The organism is Paraburkholderia phenazinium (genome assembly GCF_900142845.1).
GTDB lineage: Bacteria > Pseudomonadota > Gammaproteobacteria > Burkholderiales > Burkholderiaceae > Paraburkholderia > Paraburkholderia phenazinium_A.
Map to the genome: position 1 here is coordinate 901451 of NZ_FSRU01000001.1, position 15289 is coordinate 916739.

15 protein-coding genes are annotated in these 15289 nt (G+C 64.2%); 10 read left to right on the plus strand and 5 right to left on the minus strand.

Features of this window, described 5'->3' with window-relative positions:
* Window positions 1-6: 6 nt before the first annotated feature.
* The 4 genes from BUS12_RS03895 to BUS12_RS03910 all read right to left on the minus strand — a co-directional run bounded on the left by BUS12_RS03895 (window position 7) and on the right by BUS12_RS03910 (window position 4156).
* The gene (locus BUS12_RS03895) at window positions 7-489 is read right to left on the minus strand and encodes an Lrp/AsnC family transcriptional regulator (RefSeq protein WP_074294327.1); all 483 of its coding nucleotides are present in this window, start codon (window positions 487-489) and stop codon (window positions 7-9) included.
* Between the two features lie 182 nt (window positions 490-671).
* The gene (locus BUS12_RS03900) at window positions 672-2051 is read right to left on the minus strand and encodes an aspartate aminotransferase family protein (protein ID WP_074294328.1); all 1380 of its coding nucleotides are present in this window, start codon (window positions 2049-2051) and stop codon (window positions 672-674) included.
* Window positions 2052-2327: 276 nt separating this feature from the next.
* The gene (locus tag BUS12_RS03905; protein WP_074294329.1) at window positions 2328-3263 is read right to left on the minus strand and encodes a 2-hydroxyacid dehydrogenase; all 936 of its coding nucleotides are present in this window, start codon (window positions 3261-3263) and stop codon (window positions 2328-2330) included.
* 29 nt (window positions 3264-3292) lie between these two features.
* Complete coding sequence (locus tag BUS12_RS03910; RefSeq protein ID WP_074294330.1) at window positions 3293-4156, minus strand: GNAT family N-acetyltransferase; 864 nt, start codon at window positions 4154-4156, stop codon at window positions 3293-3295.
* A gap of 213 nt (window positions 4157-4369) precedes the next feature.
* Between BUS12_RS03910 and BUS12_RS03915 the strand changes: the two genes are divergently transcribed.
* The 10 genes from BUS12_RS03915 (at window position 4370) to BUS12_RS03960 (ending at window position 13984) form a co-directional block, all read left to right on the plus strand.
* Complete coding sequence (locus BUS12_RS03915; RefSeq protein WP_074294331.1) at window positions 4370-5851, plus strand: aldehyde dehydrogenase family protein; 1482 nt, start codon at window positions 4370-4372, stop codon at window positions 5849-5851.
* Between the two features lie 457 nt (window positions 5852-6308).
* Window positions 6309-6977, plus strand: a complete 669-nt coding sequence (locus BUS12_RS03920) for a haloacid dehalogenase type II (RefSeq protein ID WP_074294332.1) — start codon at window positions 6309-6311, stop codon at window positions 6975-6977.
* 23 nt (window positions 6978-7000) lie between these two features.
* Complete coding sequence (locus tag BUS12_RS03925; RefSeq protein ID WP_074294333.1) at window positions 7001-8278, plus strand: NAD(P)/FAD-dependent oxidoreductase; 1278 nt, start codon at window positions 7001-7003, stop codon at window positions 8276-8278.
* Window positions 8279-8366: 88 nt separating this feature from the next.
* On the plus strand, window positions 8367-9176 hold the full coding sequence (locus BUS12_RS03930) for an ABC transporter substrate-binding protein (RefSeq protein ID WP_074294334.1): 810 nt from the start codon (window positions 8367-8369) through the stop codon (window positions 9174-9176).
* 21 nt (window positions 9177-9197) lie between these two features.
* Window positions 9198-9854, plus strand: a complete 657-nt coding sequence (locus BUS12_RS03935; protein ID WP_074294335.1) for an amino acid ABC transporter permease — start codon at window positions 9198-9200, stop codon at window positions 9852-9854.
* 17 nt (window positions 9855-9871) lie between these two features.
* Window positions 9872-10678, plus strand: a complete 807-nt coding sequence (locus BUS12_RS03940; RefSeq protein WP_253189999.1) for an amino acid ABC transporter ATP-binding protein — start codon at window positions 9872-9874, stop codon at window positions 10676-10678.
* Window positions 10675-10980, plus strand: coding sequence for a (2Fe-2S)-binding protein (locus BUS12_RS03945; RefSeq protein ID WP_074294336.1), 306 nt, complete (start codon window positions 10675-10677; stop codon window positions 10978-10980). Before BUS12_RS03940 ends, BUS12_RS03945 begins: the two co-directional genes overlap by 4 nt.
* Window positions 10965-12356: an FAD/NAD(P)-dependent oxidoreductase gene (locus BUS12_RS03950; RefSeq protein WP_074294337.1), complete on the plus strand. Its 1392-nt coding sequence runs from the start codon at window positions 10965-10967 to the stop codon at window positions 12354-12356. The genes BUS12_RS03945 and BUS12_RS03950 overlap by 16 nt, the downstream gene beginning before the upstream one ends.
* Window positions 12353-13507, plus strand: coding sequence for an NAD(P)/FAD-dependent oxidoreductase (locus BUS12_RS03955; protein WP_074294338.1), 1155 nt, complete (start codon window positions 12353-12355; stop codon window positions 13505-13507). Before BUS12_RS03950 ends, BUS12_RS03955 begins: the two co-directional genes overlap by 4 nt.
* Before the next feature lie 129 nt (window positions 13508-13636).
* Window positions 13637-13984: a helix-turn-helix domain-containing protein gene (locus BUS12_RS03960; RefSeq protein WP_074297062.1), complete on the plus strand. Its 348-nt coding sequence runs from the start codon at window positions 13637-13639 to the stop codon at window positions 13982-13984.
* Window positions 13985-14064: 80 nt separating this feature from the next.
* Here BUS12_RS03960 and BUS12_RS03965 read toward each other — a convergent pair whose 3' ends face one another.
* Window positions 14065-15159 (minus strand): tartrate dehydrogenase, encoded by a 1095-nt coding sequence (locus tag BUS12_RS03965; RefSeq protein ID WP_074294339.1) that lies wholly within the window; start codon window positions 15157-15159, stop codon window positions 14065-14067.
* Window positions 15160-15289: the final 130 nt, after the last annotated feature.

A 15289-nucleotide genomic window follows, 5' to 3' on the forward strand; every position in this document is an offset into this window, starting at 1 on the left:
CGCCGCTCAGTCTGTCAACGGAAACAGGCTCTCAATCGGGTAATGATTCTTCACGAACGGCGACTTGATCACGACATAGCTGAAGTACTTCTCAATGCCGATATTGCGTTCCAGCAGATCTTCCATCACGGTCTGGTAATGCACGACGCTGCGCGTGACGAACTTGAGCAGATAGTCGTAGCCGCCGCTCACGAGATGGCACTCGGCGATTTCGTCGACGGTGCGAATGCTGGCCTCGAACTTGGCGAAATCCTCGCGGCGATGATCCTGCAAGGTCACTTCGGTAAACACGAGCTGGATGTCGCCGAGTTTGTTCAACTGCAGATGCGCGCCATAGCCCGCGATATAGCCCGCCTTCTCGAGTCGCTTCACGCGAATCAGGCAGGGACTAGGCGACAGGCCGACCGCGTCCGCGAGGTCGACATTGGTAATGCGGCCCTTCTTTTGGAGCTGGGACAGGATGCGCAGATCGATGCGGTCCAGCTTCATTGAACTAGCATTGGTTGACACGGAGGCGATGACCTATGGAAGCGCAGTGACGGGACTATCGTAGCACGCCCCGTCACGGAAAAATTTCACGGCAAACCCTTACGCAGCAAGCCTTTCGGCGGGTTACACGGCGCGCTGCAAGGCCGTTGGGCGAGGCCCGGGGCAAAATCCCGGGCACTGCTTCAGGCAAGGCTGGCCCGCACCTCGGGCGCTTCCAGCACCGTATCGAGCGTTTGACGCAGACGCTCGAACAGGATGTCGAATTCCTCGCGCTGGTAGCACAGCGCGGGCGCGAAGCCGAGGATGTTGTCGTTGAAAGCGCGGAAGATCAGGCCGTTGCGATAGGCGGTCTTGGCGATCCGCTCGCTCAGGTTCAACGCGGGATCGAAGCGGCGCTTGGTGGTTTTGTCCGCCACCAGTTCGAGTGCGCCGAGCAGGCCGCGGCTGCGCGCATCGCCCACCAGCGGATGATCGAGCAGGTCGCGCAGGCCAGCTTCGAAGCGCGGCGTCTGAGCCACGCCGTTCGCGAGCAGCCCGCCTTCGTGATAGAGCCGCAACACTTCGAGGCCAATCGCCGCGCTCACCGGATGCGCCGAATACGTCTGGCCGTGACCCACGGCCGAACCGGTACCCGCGCCATCGGCGATGCCGTTGTACACGGCATCGGACATCAGCACGGCGCCCATCGGCGCATAGCCGGCGGTGAGTCCCTTGGCCACCGTCATCAGGTCCGGTTCGACATCTTCGGCGGCACACGCAAACAGCGGACCGGTGCGGCCAAAGCCGGTGATGACTTCGTCGGCAACGAACAGGATGTCGAGTTCGCGGCACGCATTGCTCATCGCTTTGAGCCAGCCCTTCGGCGGCACGATCACGCCGCCCGAGCCCTGCACCGGCTCGCAGAAGAATGCGGCTACGCGTTCAGCGCCAAGCGCTTCGACCTTCGCACGCAGTGCGGCGACCGACGCGTCGATCACCGCCTGCGGATCGTCGCCCACCTCGCTGCGATACAGATACGGCGACGGAATGTGATGCTGGTTAGACAGCGGCACATCGAAGTTCTGATGAAACGAGCTCAATGCGGTCAAGCCCGCGCCCACCGACGACGAACCGTGATAGCCGCGCTCCAACGCAATGAACTGCTTCTTCTGCGGGCGGCCCGTCGCGTTGTAGTAGTTCGTGATGTAGCGGATTGCGGCGTCCACCGCGTCCGAGCCGCCCAGCGTGAAGTACACGTGACGCAGCGAGTTCGGCGCCAGCTCGACGAGTTGTTCGGCGAGCCTGATGGCCGGTTCGCAGCCGAAGTGGAAATAGCCGGTCGCGTAGGGCAAGCGGCTCATCTGCTCGGTCGCTACCCGTACGATGCTTTCGTGACCGTAGCCGGTATTCACGCACCAGAGGCCCGAGAAGGCATCGAGCAGTTCGTTGCCGTCGATATCGCGCAGCCAGGCGCCGCGCCCCGACTCGAGAATCGTGACGCCGCGCTGCTCATGCGCGCGCAGGCTGGCTACCGGATGGATCAGATGTTTGCGGTCGGATTCGATCAGTGAGGACGTGGACATGGTATGGAGTGCGTGAGTTGTGCGCGCAGCAATGCACGAAGTGCCGGGAAGGTGCGCGCAACGCGTGTCGCGGGCGCGAACCGCATGCAAACCATGGTAGCGGGACAGAAACAACGAAGACGCGGGGATTCGTCGCTGCTGGAAGGCGGGAATTGTGTTTTTGCGGGCGGCGCAGCATTTTGTGCTGCGCGCGATAGAGGGATGGATGCGGGCACAACGGTTTGAGACGCGCACCTCCATGGCGGCGCAGCGTGCCTGATGCACGCTGCGGGTGCGTCAATATCCGCGGGCGCGGTCCACCAGACCGACCAACGGCTGGCCCGCACGGTGACGACGCAGATTGTCGAGCACGACTTCGACCGCGCTGTCCGGCTGGGTCATGCTGGCAACGTGCGGCGTCAGCATCACGCGAGGGTGATGCCACAGCGGATGATCCGCTGCGAGCGGTTCGGGGTCCGCCACATCCAGCACGGCCGCGCTGAGTTGCCCGCTTTCCAGCGCCTGCAGCAGATGATCCTGCTGCAGATGACCGCCGCGTCCCGTGTTGATCAGCGCCGCGCCGCGCGGCAACTGTGCAAACAACTCGCGGTTCAGGATATGGCGCGTGGCGTCGGTGAGCGGCAGCAGGCACACCAGAATGTCGGTGCGGGCCAGAAATGCCGGCAGCGTTTCCGCGCCGGCGAAGCATTCGATCCCATCGAGCGTGCGCGGCGAACGGCTCCAGCCGGCACATTGAAAACCGAAGCTGGCGAGACGCGTCAGCACGGCCTGGCCGAGGACGCCAAGCCCCAGCACCCCGACGCGCCGTTCGCTCGCGACGCGTGTGCGCAGCGCCTGCCAGCGGCCCTCGCGCTGCTGCGCGGCATAGGTGAGCCAGTCGCGGTGCAGTGCGAGCGTGGCGAGGGTCACGTACTCGACCATCCCCGCTACGATGCCCGGTTCGATCATCCGCACTACCGGCAGATGCGCAGGGATTGCCGAAAGATCGAACTGGTCGATGCCCGCGCCGACCGAGAACACCACTTCCAGATTAGGGAAGCGCGTGGCGAGGTCATGCGGTGCTTCCCAAACCGCGAGGTAACGCACTGCTTCGGCGTCGGCCGAGGCACTGCCGTCCGGCCAGATGCGAAACGGAATCTGCGGCGCTTTTTCGGCAAAGAGGCGCGCCCACTGCGCGCCGCGCACCGGGTCGGCCTTGTAGAGGAAGGTCATTCGCGGCGTCCGTAGAGGTCGGGTAGCGCTTAACCGAGCGCCTGGTTGGTGATGGCGAAGACTCGCGCTACGCCCTCGGGTTGTGGCGCGTCGCCGCGCACCATGGTGACGACGGCGTCCACCTGTTGCAGGCCGAGGTCGTCGAGCCAGTCGGAGAGGCCGGAATCGCCGGTGACGTCGATACGCACGAACTTTCCTTCGTTCGACCCAACCAGGTGACTGATCAACGCCTGGGCGCCTTCGATATGCGGCGCCACCAGCGGCCCGATCACCTGACCGCGGCCGAAGCGGCGCAGCAAGGCGAAGCCGACCGGCTCGCCATCGCGATCGAGTACCACGCCCTCTGCGACGTTCAGCAGCGCGGCGAGCACCTGGGTGCGGTCGTAGCCGGCCGCGCGGTTCAATAGGGCGGAGAGCCGATCTGGGTCGCGTGCGCCGAGCGGACGGATGCGCTCGCCGGGAGCCAGTTGCACGGCCGGCGGATGCGCACCGCCCGTCCCCTGGTGTTGATGGATGCTGCCGACCGCCTTGAAGCCGAACTTTTCGTAGAGCGGCTGGCCGGCGCGGGTGGCGTTCAGGAAGGTGGTGCGCGTGCCGAGCGCATCCATGGTGCGCGTCATCAGATCGCGGCCGATGCCGCGGCCTTGCTGCTCGGGCGCGACGATCACCATGCCGAGCGAGGCGTGGTCCGCGCCGAATTTCCAGTGCAAGGCCGTGCCGAGGAGGCCGTCGTCGTCCTCAGCGCCGACGCCCGAGCCCAGATTGAGCGCGAATTCCCAGTCTTCGCGGCGATGCGGCCATTTGACCGCCACCGACAGTTCGTGCGCGGCGGGCAAATCGCCCGCCGTCAGCGGCCGAAACCGGACGGGTACTCCAGCAAGCGGTTGAGTCACTTTCCACTCCTCTTCAATATGCCTGCGTAATGTCGCACTGCGTGGACGTGGCGGCTAGGACGATCTTATTGCGGGAGGGATACGGCATCCTCCACTGCGCCCGCCCCCCACAACGCACACATCGCACGGTCGCCCCCGGCCATCATGGCAGCAAATGCTGCGGCATCGCCCGTACCATGATTCGCATCTCGTCTGCGAACTGGAATGGACACAATGGACAGCTTCGATCCCGCTCTGATTGCCGTGCGCAGCGCGCACTTTATTGGCGGCCGCTACGTGGATGGCGCCGCCGCGCTCGATGTGCTGCGCCCGTCGGACGGCGCGGTGTACGCCGATCTGCCGGTGGCCGACGCCGAACTGGTGGATCGTGCTGTCGAAGATGCGTGGCACGCCTTCAAAACCAGCGACTGGGCCTGCCGCGCGCCGCGCGAACGGGCCCGCACGCTGCGCCGCTGGGCCGATCTGATCGAGGCGGATGTCGAGACGCTGGCGCGTCTGGAGTCGGTCGGCTCCACCCGGCCGATTCGCGATGCGGCGCAGTGGGACGTGCCGTTCACCGCCGAAGGCATCCGCTTCTACTCGGAGTTCGCCGACAAGATCGGCGGCGAGGTCGCGGCGACGCGCCCGGACCATCTCGGCATGATCGTCGCCGAGCCGTACGGCGTGATCGGCGCCATCGCCCCGTGGAATTTCCCGCTGGTGATGGCGTCGTGGAAGATCGCCCCGGCGCTGGCGGCAGGCAACGCGGTGGTGCTGAAGCCTTCGGAGATGACGCCGTTCTCGGTGCTGCGGCTCGCCGAACTGGCTATCGCTGCCGGCATTCCGCCGGGCATCTTCAACGTCGTGCAAGGCGATGGACGCATCACCGGCGACGCCCTGGTGCGTCATCCGAAGATTGCCAAGGTGACCTTCACCGGCTCGAGCCAGACCGGCGCGGCCATCATGACGGCGTGCGCGCAAACCGGCACCAAGCCAGTCACCCTCGAACTCGGCGGCAAGAGCCCTCAAATCGTCTTCGCGGATGCCCCCGACCTCGATCTGGTGGCACGCCGCGTCGCTGGCGCGATTGCGGGCAATGCCGGGCAGGTGTGCGTGGCCGGCTCGCGGCTGATCGTCGAGCGCTCGGCCGCGCCGCGCCTGATCGACGGCATCGCATCCGCGTTCGCCGCGTTGAAGCCTGGCCACACCTGGGCCGCCGGCACCACGCTGCCGCCGATCATCTCCGCCAAGCAGGCGCAACGTATCGAAGGCATCGTCGCACGCAGCGTCGAGCAGGGCGCGCAGATCGCAGCGGGTGGCAAGCGGCTGCCCGTCGATGGCGAAGGCGCTTTCTACGCGCCCACTATCCTGACCCATGTGAGCGCGACGTCCGAAGCGGTGCGCGAAGAAGTGTTCGGCCCGGTCTTGACCGTACAGACCTTCGACACCGAAGACGAAGCACTCGCACTCGCCAGCCACGAAAAATATGGGCTCGCCTCGGGTGTGCACACGGCGGACCTGAGCCGTGCGCTACGGGCGATGCGCAGTATCGAAGCGGGCACGGTGTGGATCAACCGCTATGGACGTACCGCCGATTTCGTCATTCCCACCGGCGGCTACAAGCAGTCCGGGCTCGGCAAGGATCTGGGGCGCCAGGCGTTTGAAGCGAATCTGCGTTTCAAGAGCGTGCTGATCGATCTGAACCAGGGCGCTTGAGCTTGCTACATCTCTTCGCGCTGGAGAGCCTGGCGCGCATGCTTGCCAAACCTCATACATAAGCCGGCGCAGGTGCAGCACGATCTGCTGCTGAAAGCGCCGTTTCCAGCGTGCCAATACGGTCGCGTCGCTTCCCGACGCGGCCGTTGTCGTTTCTGCCGGCCGTTGCGCCGCCCCATCGGACGCCCCGCAAAGCCTTGCATCGTCTCGCTCCGGACGTCCGCACCAGGGCATACCCGCACCATGGGAACGCATCGCGGGCACCCCCTGAGTGCCGCCGCATAGTGTGCTGAGTGAGCAGCAAAAAACGGCGGATTGTGTGTTCAGCGGCGTCCATAACACGACAACCCCGATTTTTTGGGGTGGTGTAATTCATTTCAGTAGCCGTTGCGGCGCCAGCAACGACCGCTTCTTCGCTCTGCCCAACGCTGATACTTGCCGACCACAGGACATAGACATGACCCGCTTCAGGCCCAAATACATCACCTTCGATTGTTACGGCACGCTGACCCGCTTCAGGATGGGCGACATGGCCCGCGAAATCTTCGCCGATCGCGTCAACGCCGAGCAAATGGATCAGTTCGTGCGCGACTTCGCCGCCTTCCGCTTCGACGAAGTGCTCGGTGCATGGAAGCCGTACCAGGAAGTCGTGAAGAATGCCGTGCGCCGCACGCTCAAGCGCTGGAAGCTCGCCTACGACGACGCCGAAGCCCAGCGCTTCTACGACGCCGTGCCGACCTGGGGTCCGCATGCCGACGTGCCGGAAGGCCTCGCGAAGGTGGCGAAGGAAATCCCGCTGGTGATCCTGTCGAACGCTTCGAACGACCAGATCCAGAGCAACGTGGACAAGCTCGGCGCGCCGTTCCATGCGGTGTACACCGCGCAAATGGCGCAGGCCTACAAGCCGCGTCTGCAAGCCTTCGAATACATGCTCGATAACCTCGGCTGCGGCCCGGAAGACATCCTGCACGTGTCGTCGAGCCTGCGCTACGACCTGATGTCGGCCAACGATCTCGGCGTGAAGAACAAGGTGTTCGTCGCCCGCGGTCACGAGCCGTCCACGCCGTACTACAACTACACCGAGATCAAGGACATCGGCGGCCTGGCCGGCGTCGTCGGTCTTTAAGCAACGAAGCGCGAAGGCACCTGATGAAGCTCGATTCGTACTGGCTCGATACCGCTCCGCCGTTTTTGCACGGGCAGCAAGGCCCGGTTGAGGCCGGCTCCGATGTGGTGGTGATCGGCGGCGGCTTTACGGGCCTGTCCGCGGCGCTCGAGCTTGCGAAGCGCGGCATTCCGGTGACCGTGCTGGAGGCCGGGCGCATCGCCGGTGAGGCGTCGGGCCGCAACGGCGGCCAGTGCAACACCGGCCTTGCTCACGACTACGCAGCGTTGGCCGCGCGCATCGGCGCCGACCACGCGCGCGATTTCTATCGTGCGTATGAAAGCGCCGTGGCGACGGTGGCCTCGATCGTCAGCGAAGAGAAGATCGATTGCGACTTCGTGCGCGGCGGCAAGATCAAGCTGGCAGCGAAACCGCAGCACTTCGACAAGCTCGCGAAGACCTACGAATCGCTGCTGAAAAACGTCGATTCGGAGGTCGAACTGATTCCGCCCGAGCGGATTCGCGAAGAGGTCGGCTCGGACGGTTTCTACGGCGGCCTCGTGCAGCGTAACGGCGCGCAGATGCATATGGGCAAATTCGGCGTGGGTCTCGCCACGGCTGCCGCCCGACACGGTGCGCGCATTTTCGAGCACACGCCGGTGACCGGCCTGAAGCGTCTCGAAGACGAGCGTTACGAAGTGACGACCGAGTTCGGCACGATCCGCGCCGGACGTGTGCTGGTCGCCACAGGCGCTTCGCAGATCGGGCCGTTGCAATGGTTTCGGCGGCGCATTGCGCCGGTGGGCAGCTTCATCGTCGTCACCGAACCGTTGACGACGGCCCAGCTCGACGAGTTCGTGCCGAAGCGGCGCGCCTATGTGACTACGCGCAATATCGGCAACTACTTTCGGGCGACGGCGGACAACCGTCTGTTGTTCGGCGGCCGGGCGCGCTTCGCGATGTCGAACCCCCGCTCCGACGAAAAGAGCGGCCGGATTCTGCGCGCCGGACTCGCCGGCTATTTCCCGAAACTGGCCGACGTGCGGCTCGATTACTGCTGGGGCGGTCTCGTCGACATGACGGCCGACCGGCTGCCGCGCGCGGGTCAGCACGAAGGACTGTTTTACTCGATGGGCTATAGCGGCCACGGTGTGCAGATGTCGGTGCACATGGGTCGCGTGATGGCCGACGTGATGTTCGGCGCCGCGATGCGCAATCCGTGGCGCACGCTCGAATGGCCTGCGATTCCAGGCCATTTCGGTCACGCGTGGTTTCTGCCGCTCGTCGGCGCGTATTACCGCTTGCAGGACATTCTGCATTGAAGCGATGCAGGGGCAATACCCGTTGTTGGCTGCTACGCGCGCGGCGCCGTAGCAGTTGCAGTGTTCACTACCCACTCTGAGGATGACCATGTTGCGTTTCACCCGTGAGCTTCGCCCCGCAGCACGCCTGCAAGCCGTTCAACGCTTCGCTCTCCAGGCCGGCGTCGCCCTCTCCGTCATGCTCGGTGCCAGCCTGAGCCACGCTGCCGACACGCCGACGCTCACCGCCGGTTCGCCGCCGTCGAGCGCGCCGACCACCTTCATGGATGTGAAGACGCAGAAGATCGAAGGCTTGATGCCCGATGTGGTGGACGCCATCGGCAAGCGCGAAGGCTTTAACGTCTCGTTCGATGCGGTGCCGTTCTCGGCGCTGATCCAGTCGGCGGTGTCGGGCAAGATCGACATCATCGTGGCCGGCATGACGCCGACCGAGAAGCGCGCTGAAGTGGTCGATTTCTCGCAGCCGGTCACCGCGTTCGGCGAAGGCATCATCGTCAAGGACTCGAACAAGACCAACTACAAGTCGGTGCAGGACCTGAAGGGCACCGTGGTCGGCGCGCCGACCGGTACCGATTACGGCGACCAGTTGGTCAAGCTCGGCATCTTCAAGGAAGTGAAGATGTACGACAGCCCCGCCGACATGACGCGCGACGTGGTGCTGGGCCGCATCACCGCGGGTTTTAGCGACTATCCGATCCTGAAGGCGCAGGAAGCCTCGGGCGGTTTGCGCGGCGCACGCGTGGTGGACGATTACGTGCCGATGCAGAAGTTCGACATCGCGATTGCCGTGAAGAAGGGCAATGCCGCGTTGCTCGCCAAGATCAACGACGCTCTGACGAAAATGAAGGCCGACGGCTCGCTCAACGCGATCCTGAAGAAATGGAATCTGGCGAGCTGATCGCGTTCTGAAGAGCACACTATGCATTGGCGCGATATAACTGATTTTGTTCCGATTCTGTTCAGCGGCGCCCTGATGAGCATTGTCATCACGCTGGGCTGCCTGGTGTTGAGTACCGTGCTCGGGCTGGTCTGGGCGCTGTTGAAGATGTCGCGCCACCCGGGCGTGGTCACGGTGGTCAGTGCCATGATCAACGTGGTGCGCGGTTTGCCGATGATCGTGCTGCTGTTTTATATCTACTTCGTGCTGCCCGACGTCGGCATTCAGATGACGGCGCTCGAAGCGAGCGTCATCGGCCTGGGGTTCGGCTACTCGACCTATGTGGCGGAAATCATCCGCTCGGGGATCGAGGCCGTCGACCCCGGTCAGTTCGAAGCGGCCCAGTCGATCGGCATGGGCCGCGTGAAAACGATGTACCGCGTGATCCTGCCGCAGGCCGTGCGCGTTGCCTTGCCGCCGTATGCGAATACGCTGGTGATGATGTTGAAGGACTCGTCGCTGGCCTCGACGATCACCGTCGCCGAGATGACGCGCGAGGGTCAGTTGATCGCCGCATCCACGTTTCAGAACGTGACGGTGTATACGCTGGTGGCGCTGGGTTATCTGGCGATGAGCCTGCCGCTGATGAGCCTGACGCGCCGGCTGGAAAAGCGTTTCGGCAAGCACAAGGCCAAATAGCCTTAAGCGAGGATGCCATGATCGAAATCGTTGATGTGCACAAGAGCTTCGGCGCCACCCCGGTGCTGAAGGGCATTTCGTTGAATATCAAGCAGGGCGAAGTCGTGTGCCTGATCGGCGCATCGGGTTCCGGCAAGTCGACCCTGTTGCGCTGTATCAATGCGCTCGAGTCCTACGACACCGGCGAGATCAAGCTGCTGGACCAACGCGTCGAACAGCGTTCGCGTCAGATCAACCGCTTGCGCACCCAGGTGGGCATGGTGTTCCAGCGCTTCAATCTGTTTCCGCACCGCACGGCGCTCGAGAACGTGATGGAAGGCCCCGTGCATGTGAAGGGCGAGCCGGCGCAAGAAGCGCGCCGCGACGCCATCGAGCTGTTGGGCAAGGTGGGGCTGGGCGAGAAGCTGCATGCGTATCCGCATCAACTGTCCGGCGGACAGCAGCAACGCGTGGCCATTGCACGCTCGCTGGCAATGAAACCCAAAGCCATCCTGTTCGACGAACCCACCTCGGCGCTCGATCCCGAGCTGGTCGGTGAAGTCCTCGCGGTCATGCGCACCCTGGCGCGCGAAGGCATGACCATGCTGGTGGTCACGCATGAGATGGGCTTTGCGCGTGAGGTGGCGGATCGTGTCTGCTTCCTGCATGGCGGCCAGATTATCGAAGAGGGTAGCGCGCAGCAGGTGTTGTGTACGCCGCGCGAGGCTCGTACGCGCGAATTTCTGCGCCATGTGCTGACTAACCGTATGGACGAGCGTATGGACGAGCGAGTCGACAGCGCGGCGGTTACGGACCACAGCGGCGCGCACGGAGCAACAGCATGAATGGACGATTTATCCGGCTCGGCGAGACCGGACGCAAGACCGTCGCGATTCGCGTGGACGGCAAGGATGTCGAGGCGCTGGCGGGCGATACGCTGCTGGTTGCGATGCTCTGCTCGGTGGATCATGTGCGTCAGTCCGAATTCGGCAACGAAGTGCGCGCGGGCTTTTGCCTGATGGGCGCCTGCCAGGACTGCTGGGTCTGGACCGCGGAGGGCGAGCGGCTGCGCGCCTGTACGACCGTGGTCAGCGAAGGCCTGCAGATTGTCACCACTCAAGCGGAGGCGCAATGGGCCAACCTGTGACGGGTCAACCGCGCGTCGTCATCGTGGGCGCCGGGCCGGCCGGCGTGCGCTGTGCGCAGACGCTGCTGGCCGCCGGCATCAGCCCGATCGTGATTGACGAAAGCCGTCGCGACGGCGGGCAGATCTATCGCCGGCAGCCGGAGAACTTCGGGCGTCCCTACGCAAAACTGTACGGCACCGAGGCGGCTCGCGCCGAAGACCTGCATACGACGTTCGAGCGGCTGCGCCCGAAGATCGACTACCGGCCCAACACGCTGGCGTGGAATGTGGCTGAACGCAAGCTGCATCTCGTGCACGAAGGGCATGCGAGTGCGCTGCCCTACGACGCGCTGATCTTGTGCCCCGGCGCCACCGACCGCCTGATGCCGGTAAAGGGCTGGCAATTTGCCGGCACCTACAGCCTTGGGGCGTCGCAGATTGCGCTGAAATCGCAGGCGGTTTCGATCGGCCGCAAGGTGGTGTTTATGGGTTCGGGGCCGCTGCTGTATCTGGTGGCGAATCAGTATGTGCAAGCCGGCGCGCAAGTGGCGGCCGTACTCGATACCTCGAAGTTCGCTCAGCGCCTGCGTGCGTTGCCGAAACTGCTCGCGCGTCCCGATGTGCTGAAGAAGGGCGCGGCGCTGGTGTCGTCGTTGAAGAAGGCGGGCGTGAGCGTGGTGAACGGCATCGAACCGCTGGAGATCGTCGGCACTGACGCGGACGGTGTGCAAGGCGTGACGTATCGCGACGCGAGCGGCCGCGAGCAACGGATTGTCTGCGATGCGGTGGCGCTCGGCTATCACTTGCGCCCGGAAACGCAACTGGCCGATCTCGCGCGCTGCGCGTTTCGCTTCGATGAACCGACCCGTCAATGGTTGCCGCAGATCGACGAACTGGGTCGCAGCTCGCAAGCGGGCGTATATCTGGCGGGAGACGGCGTTCGTGTGCTCGGTGCGGATGGCGCGGAGCTGGCAGGGCGTCTTGCCGCCTATGCCGCCTTGTCCGACCTCGGCCACACAATCGACGCGTCGACCCTGGACGAATTAAAACGCCAGCAGCAGAAGATGGATCGTTTCCGCCTGGGCCTGGTGGAGGCCTTTCCGTGGCCCGCCGCGCAGGCGGCGCGTTTGTCGGACGACACGGTGGTGTGCCGTTGCGAAGGGATTACCGTGGGCGAATTGCGCCGCGTCACGCGCGACGAAGGCGCTTGCGAAGCGAACCGCGCGAAGGCCTTTAGCCGCGTCGGCATGGGACGCTGCCAGGGACGTTATTGCGGCCACGCGGCCGCGGAAATCATCGCGGATGCGGCAGGCGTGCCGGTCGAAATGGTCGGCCGGTTGCGCGGACAAGCGCCCGTCAAGCCGCTTTCGATCGCGACTGTTGAGGAGGTCGAATGAGCCGCTCACAAGCAGATGTGGTCATTGTCGGGGGTGGCTTCATGGGTGCGGCCACCGCCTTTTTCCTGCGCCAGCGTGGCCGTTCGGTGATTCTCCTCGAGCGCGGTCTGATAGGGCAGCAGGCCAGCGGCACCAACTTCGGCAACGTGCGGCGCCAGGGGCGCTTCCTGCCGCAATTGCCGCTGGCGAATCGTTCGCGTGAGATCTGGGGCAAGCTGCCTGAACTGATCCAGCACGACGCGGAATTTTTGATGTCCGGTCATATTCGCGTGTGCTATCGCGACGAGCAGGCCGATCAATTCGAAGTCTATGCAAAAGAGGCCAGCCAGTACGGCCTGAAACTCGACCTCTTTCGCGGCGCGGAAATGAAAGCGCGCTTTCCGTTTCTTGGACCCGAAGTGCTGTCCGCATCGTATTCGGAGAAGGACGGTCACGCGAATCCGCGACTCGCGGCGCCCGCATTCGGCCGCGCTGCTGCGCGTCTTGGCGCGCAGATTGTCGAGAACACCGAGATTGCCACCGTCGAAAAGGAAGGCGCGGAGTTTCGCGCCACCAGTACGGACGGCCGCACGTTTCATGCGCCCGTGTTGCTGGTGACGGCGGGGGCTTGGGGCAGTTTGCTGAGCGAACAGTTCGGCGAGCCGGTGCCGATTGCCGTGCACGGTCCGCAAATGGCCGTGACCGAACCGACCACGTATGGGATTCAACCGGTGGTGGGCGTCTCGTCGCCAAATATCGAGGAAGTGCTGTATTTCCGCCAGGTCACGCGCGGCAACATCGTGATCGGCGGCTGTGCTCGCGGGCCGGCTTATCCGGACGTGCGGCGTGCGTACGTCTTGCCGCAGAACACGTTGCTGCAGTTCAAGCAGATGCATCGGCTGGCGCCGGCGCTCGCGAAGCTCAATATCATCCGTGTGTGGAGCGGCATTGAAGGCTATATGCCGGACGACCGGCCCATCATGGGCGCGAGCGGCAATGTCAGCGGCCTCTACTACGCGTTTGGTTTCTGCGGACACGGTTTTCAGCTTGGACCGGGCGTCGGCGATACGATGGCCGAGCTGATCGATACCGGCGCGACCAGCACGCCGCTGGAACCCTTCGATATTCGCCGCTTCGCTGCGGTCGCTACCCAGGCGCAGCAGGCCGCATAGGGAATCGAGATCATGCTGACCGCTCAACTGGACGCTGATGTGGCCCATTTTGCAGGGCTGTTTGCAGACGAGGACGAAGACGCAGACACGCACGATACGACCGGCGACGCGCCGGCCGCATCGCTCACGCTGTCCACGGCGCTCGGCCAGCCGCGTCGCGCGACACGGCCGATCGAGCGGGCGATCGAATTCATCGAAACCTCGTTCTCCCAACCCGTGACGCTCGCGACGCTGGCTGCGAAGGCAGACCTGAGCGTATCGCGCTTCGCCGCGCTGTTCCGTGCGGAGGTGGGGATCTCGCCGCATCGCTACGTGTGCCTCGTCAGGATTCGCCATGCGCAGCGGCTATTGCGCCGGGGCTTGCCGCCGTCCATCGTGGCGACGGAGGTGGGCTTTTTCGATCAAAGCCATCTGGGGCGGCATTTCAAGCGCACGGTGGGGACCACGCCGAGTGCGTATCTTGCGGCGAGTAGCTGAGACCACGCGCATCCTGCACGCGGTCATGGCTTAAGCAAGGCGACCGGCTCCATCAGAAAGAAGCCGGCTCCTTTGCAGCCTCAAACGTGGTTCCCAACCCGCTCCGCAATCGCCGCGCCAATCTCGTCCGTCGACGCCGTACCGCCCATATCGCGCGTATGCGGTCCCTGTTTCAACACCTCGGAGATCGCGGCGACAATCGCTTCATGCGCGTCGTGTTCAGCGCCCGCGCCTTCGCCGAGGAAATCGAGCATCATCGCCGCCGACCAGATCATGGCCACCGGATTGGCAATCTGCTGTCCGGCGATATCCGGCGCCGAGCCATGCACCGGTTCGAACAGGGACGGAAAGCGCCGCTCCGGATTCAGGTTCGCGGACGGTGCAATTCCGATCGTGCCCGTGCAGGCCGGACCGAGATCCGAGAGGATGTCGCCGAACAGGTTGGAGGCCACCACGACGTCGAAGCGCTGCGGCTGTAACACGAAACGCGCGCACAGGATGTCGATATGCTGCTTGTCCCACGTGATGTCCGGGTAGGTGGCCGCTATTTCGGCCGCGCGTTCGTCCCACCACGGCATGCTGATGGCGATACCGTTGCTCTTGGTGGCGACCGTCACGTGACGGCGCTCGCGGCGTTGCGCGAGATCGAAGGCGAACTTCAGGACGCGATTCGTGCCATGGCGCGTGAAGATGGACTGCTGCATCACCACTTCGCGCTCGGTGCCTTCGAACATCGTGCCGCCCACCGATGAATATTCGCCCTCGGTGTTTTCGCGCACGACGAAGAAGTCGATACCCTGTGCGTTGTGGGCGGCGAGCGGCGAGCGCACGCCTTCGAAGGTGCGCGCCGGACGCAGGTTGACGTACTGGTCGAACTCGCGGCGGAACTTGAGCAGCGAGCCCCACAACGAAATATGATCGGGCACGGTGTCGGGCCAGCCGACCGCGCCGAACAGGATGGCATCGCAATCGGCGAGCTGGGCTTTCCAGTCGTCGGGCATCATCTGGCCGTGCTGCGCGTAGTAGTCGCAACTGGCCCAATCGATCTGCTTGTATGAAAGCTCAATGCCGAAGCGGCGGCTCACTGCGTCGAGGACACGGATGGCCTCGGGCATGACTTCCTTGCCGATGCCGTCGCCGGGGATCACGGCGATACGATGCTGTTTGCGGGTCATGTCGAACGTCCGGGGAAGTGGCGTTGCGCCGTTGAAAGAGGACAATGCGCGGGAGGCCGCGCGACTGAACCCATTCTATTGATGCGAACGAGGCGCGACAGCCTGCTACCGGTTAATCCACTTTCCACGA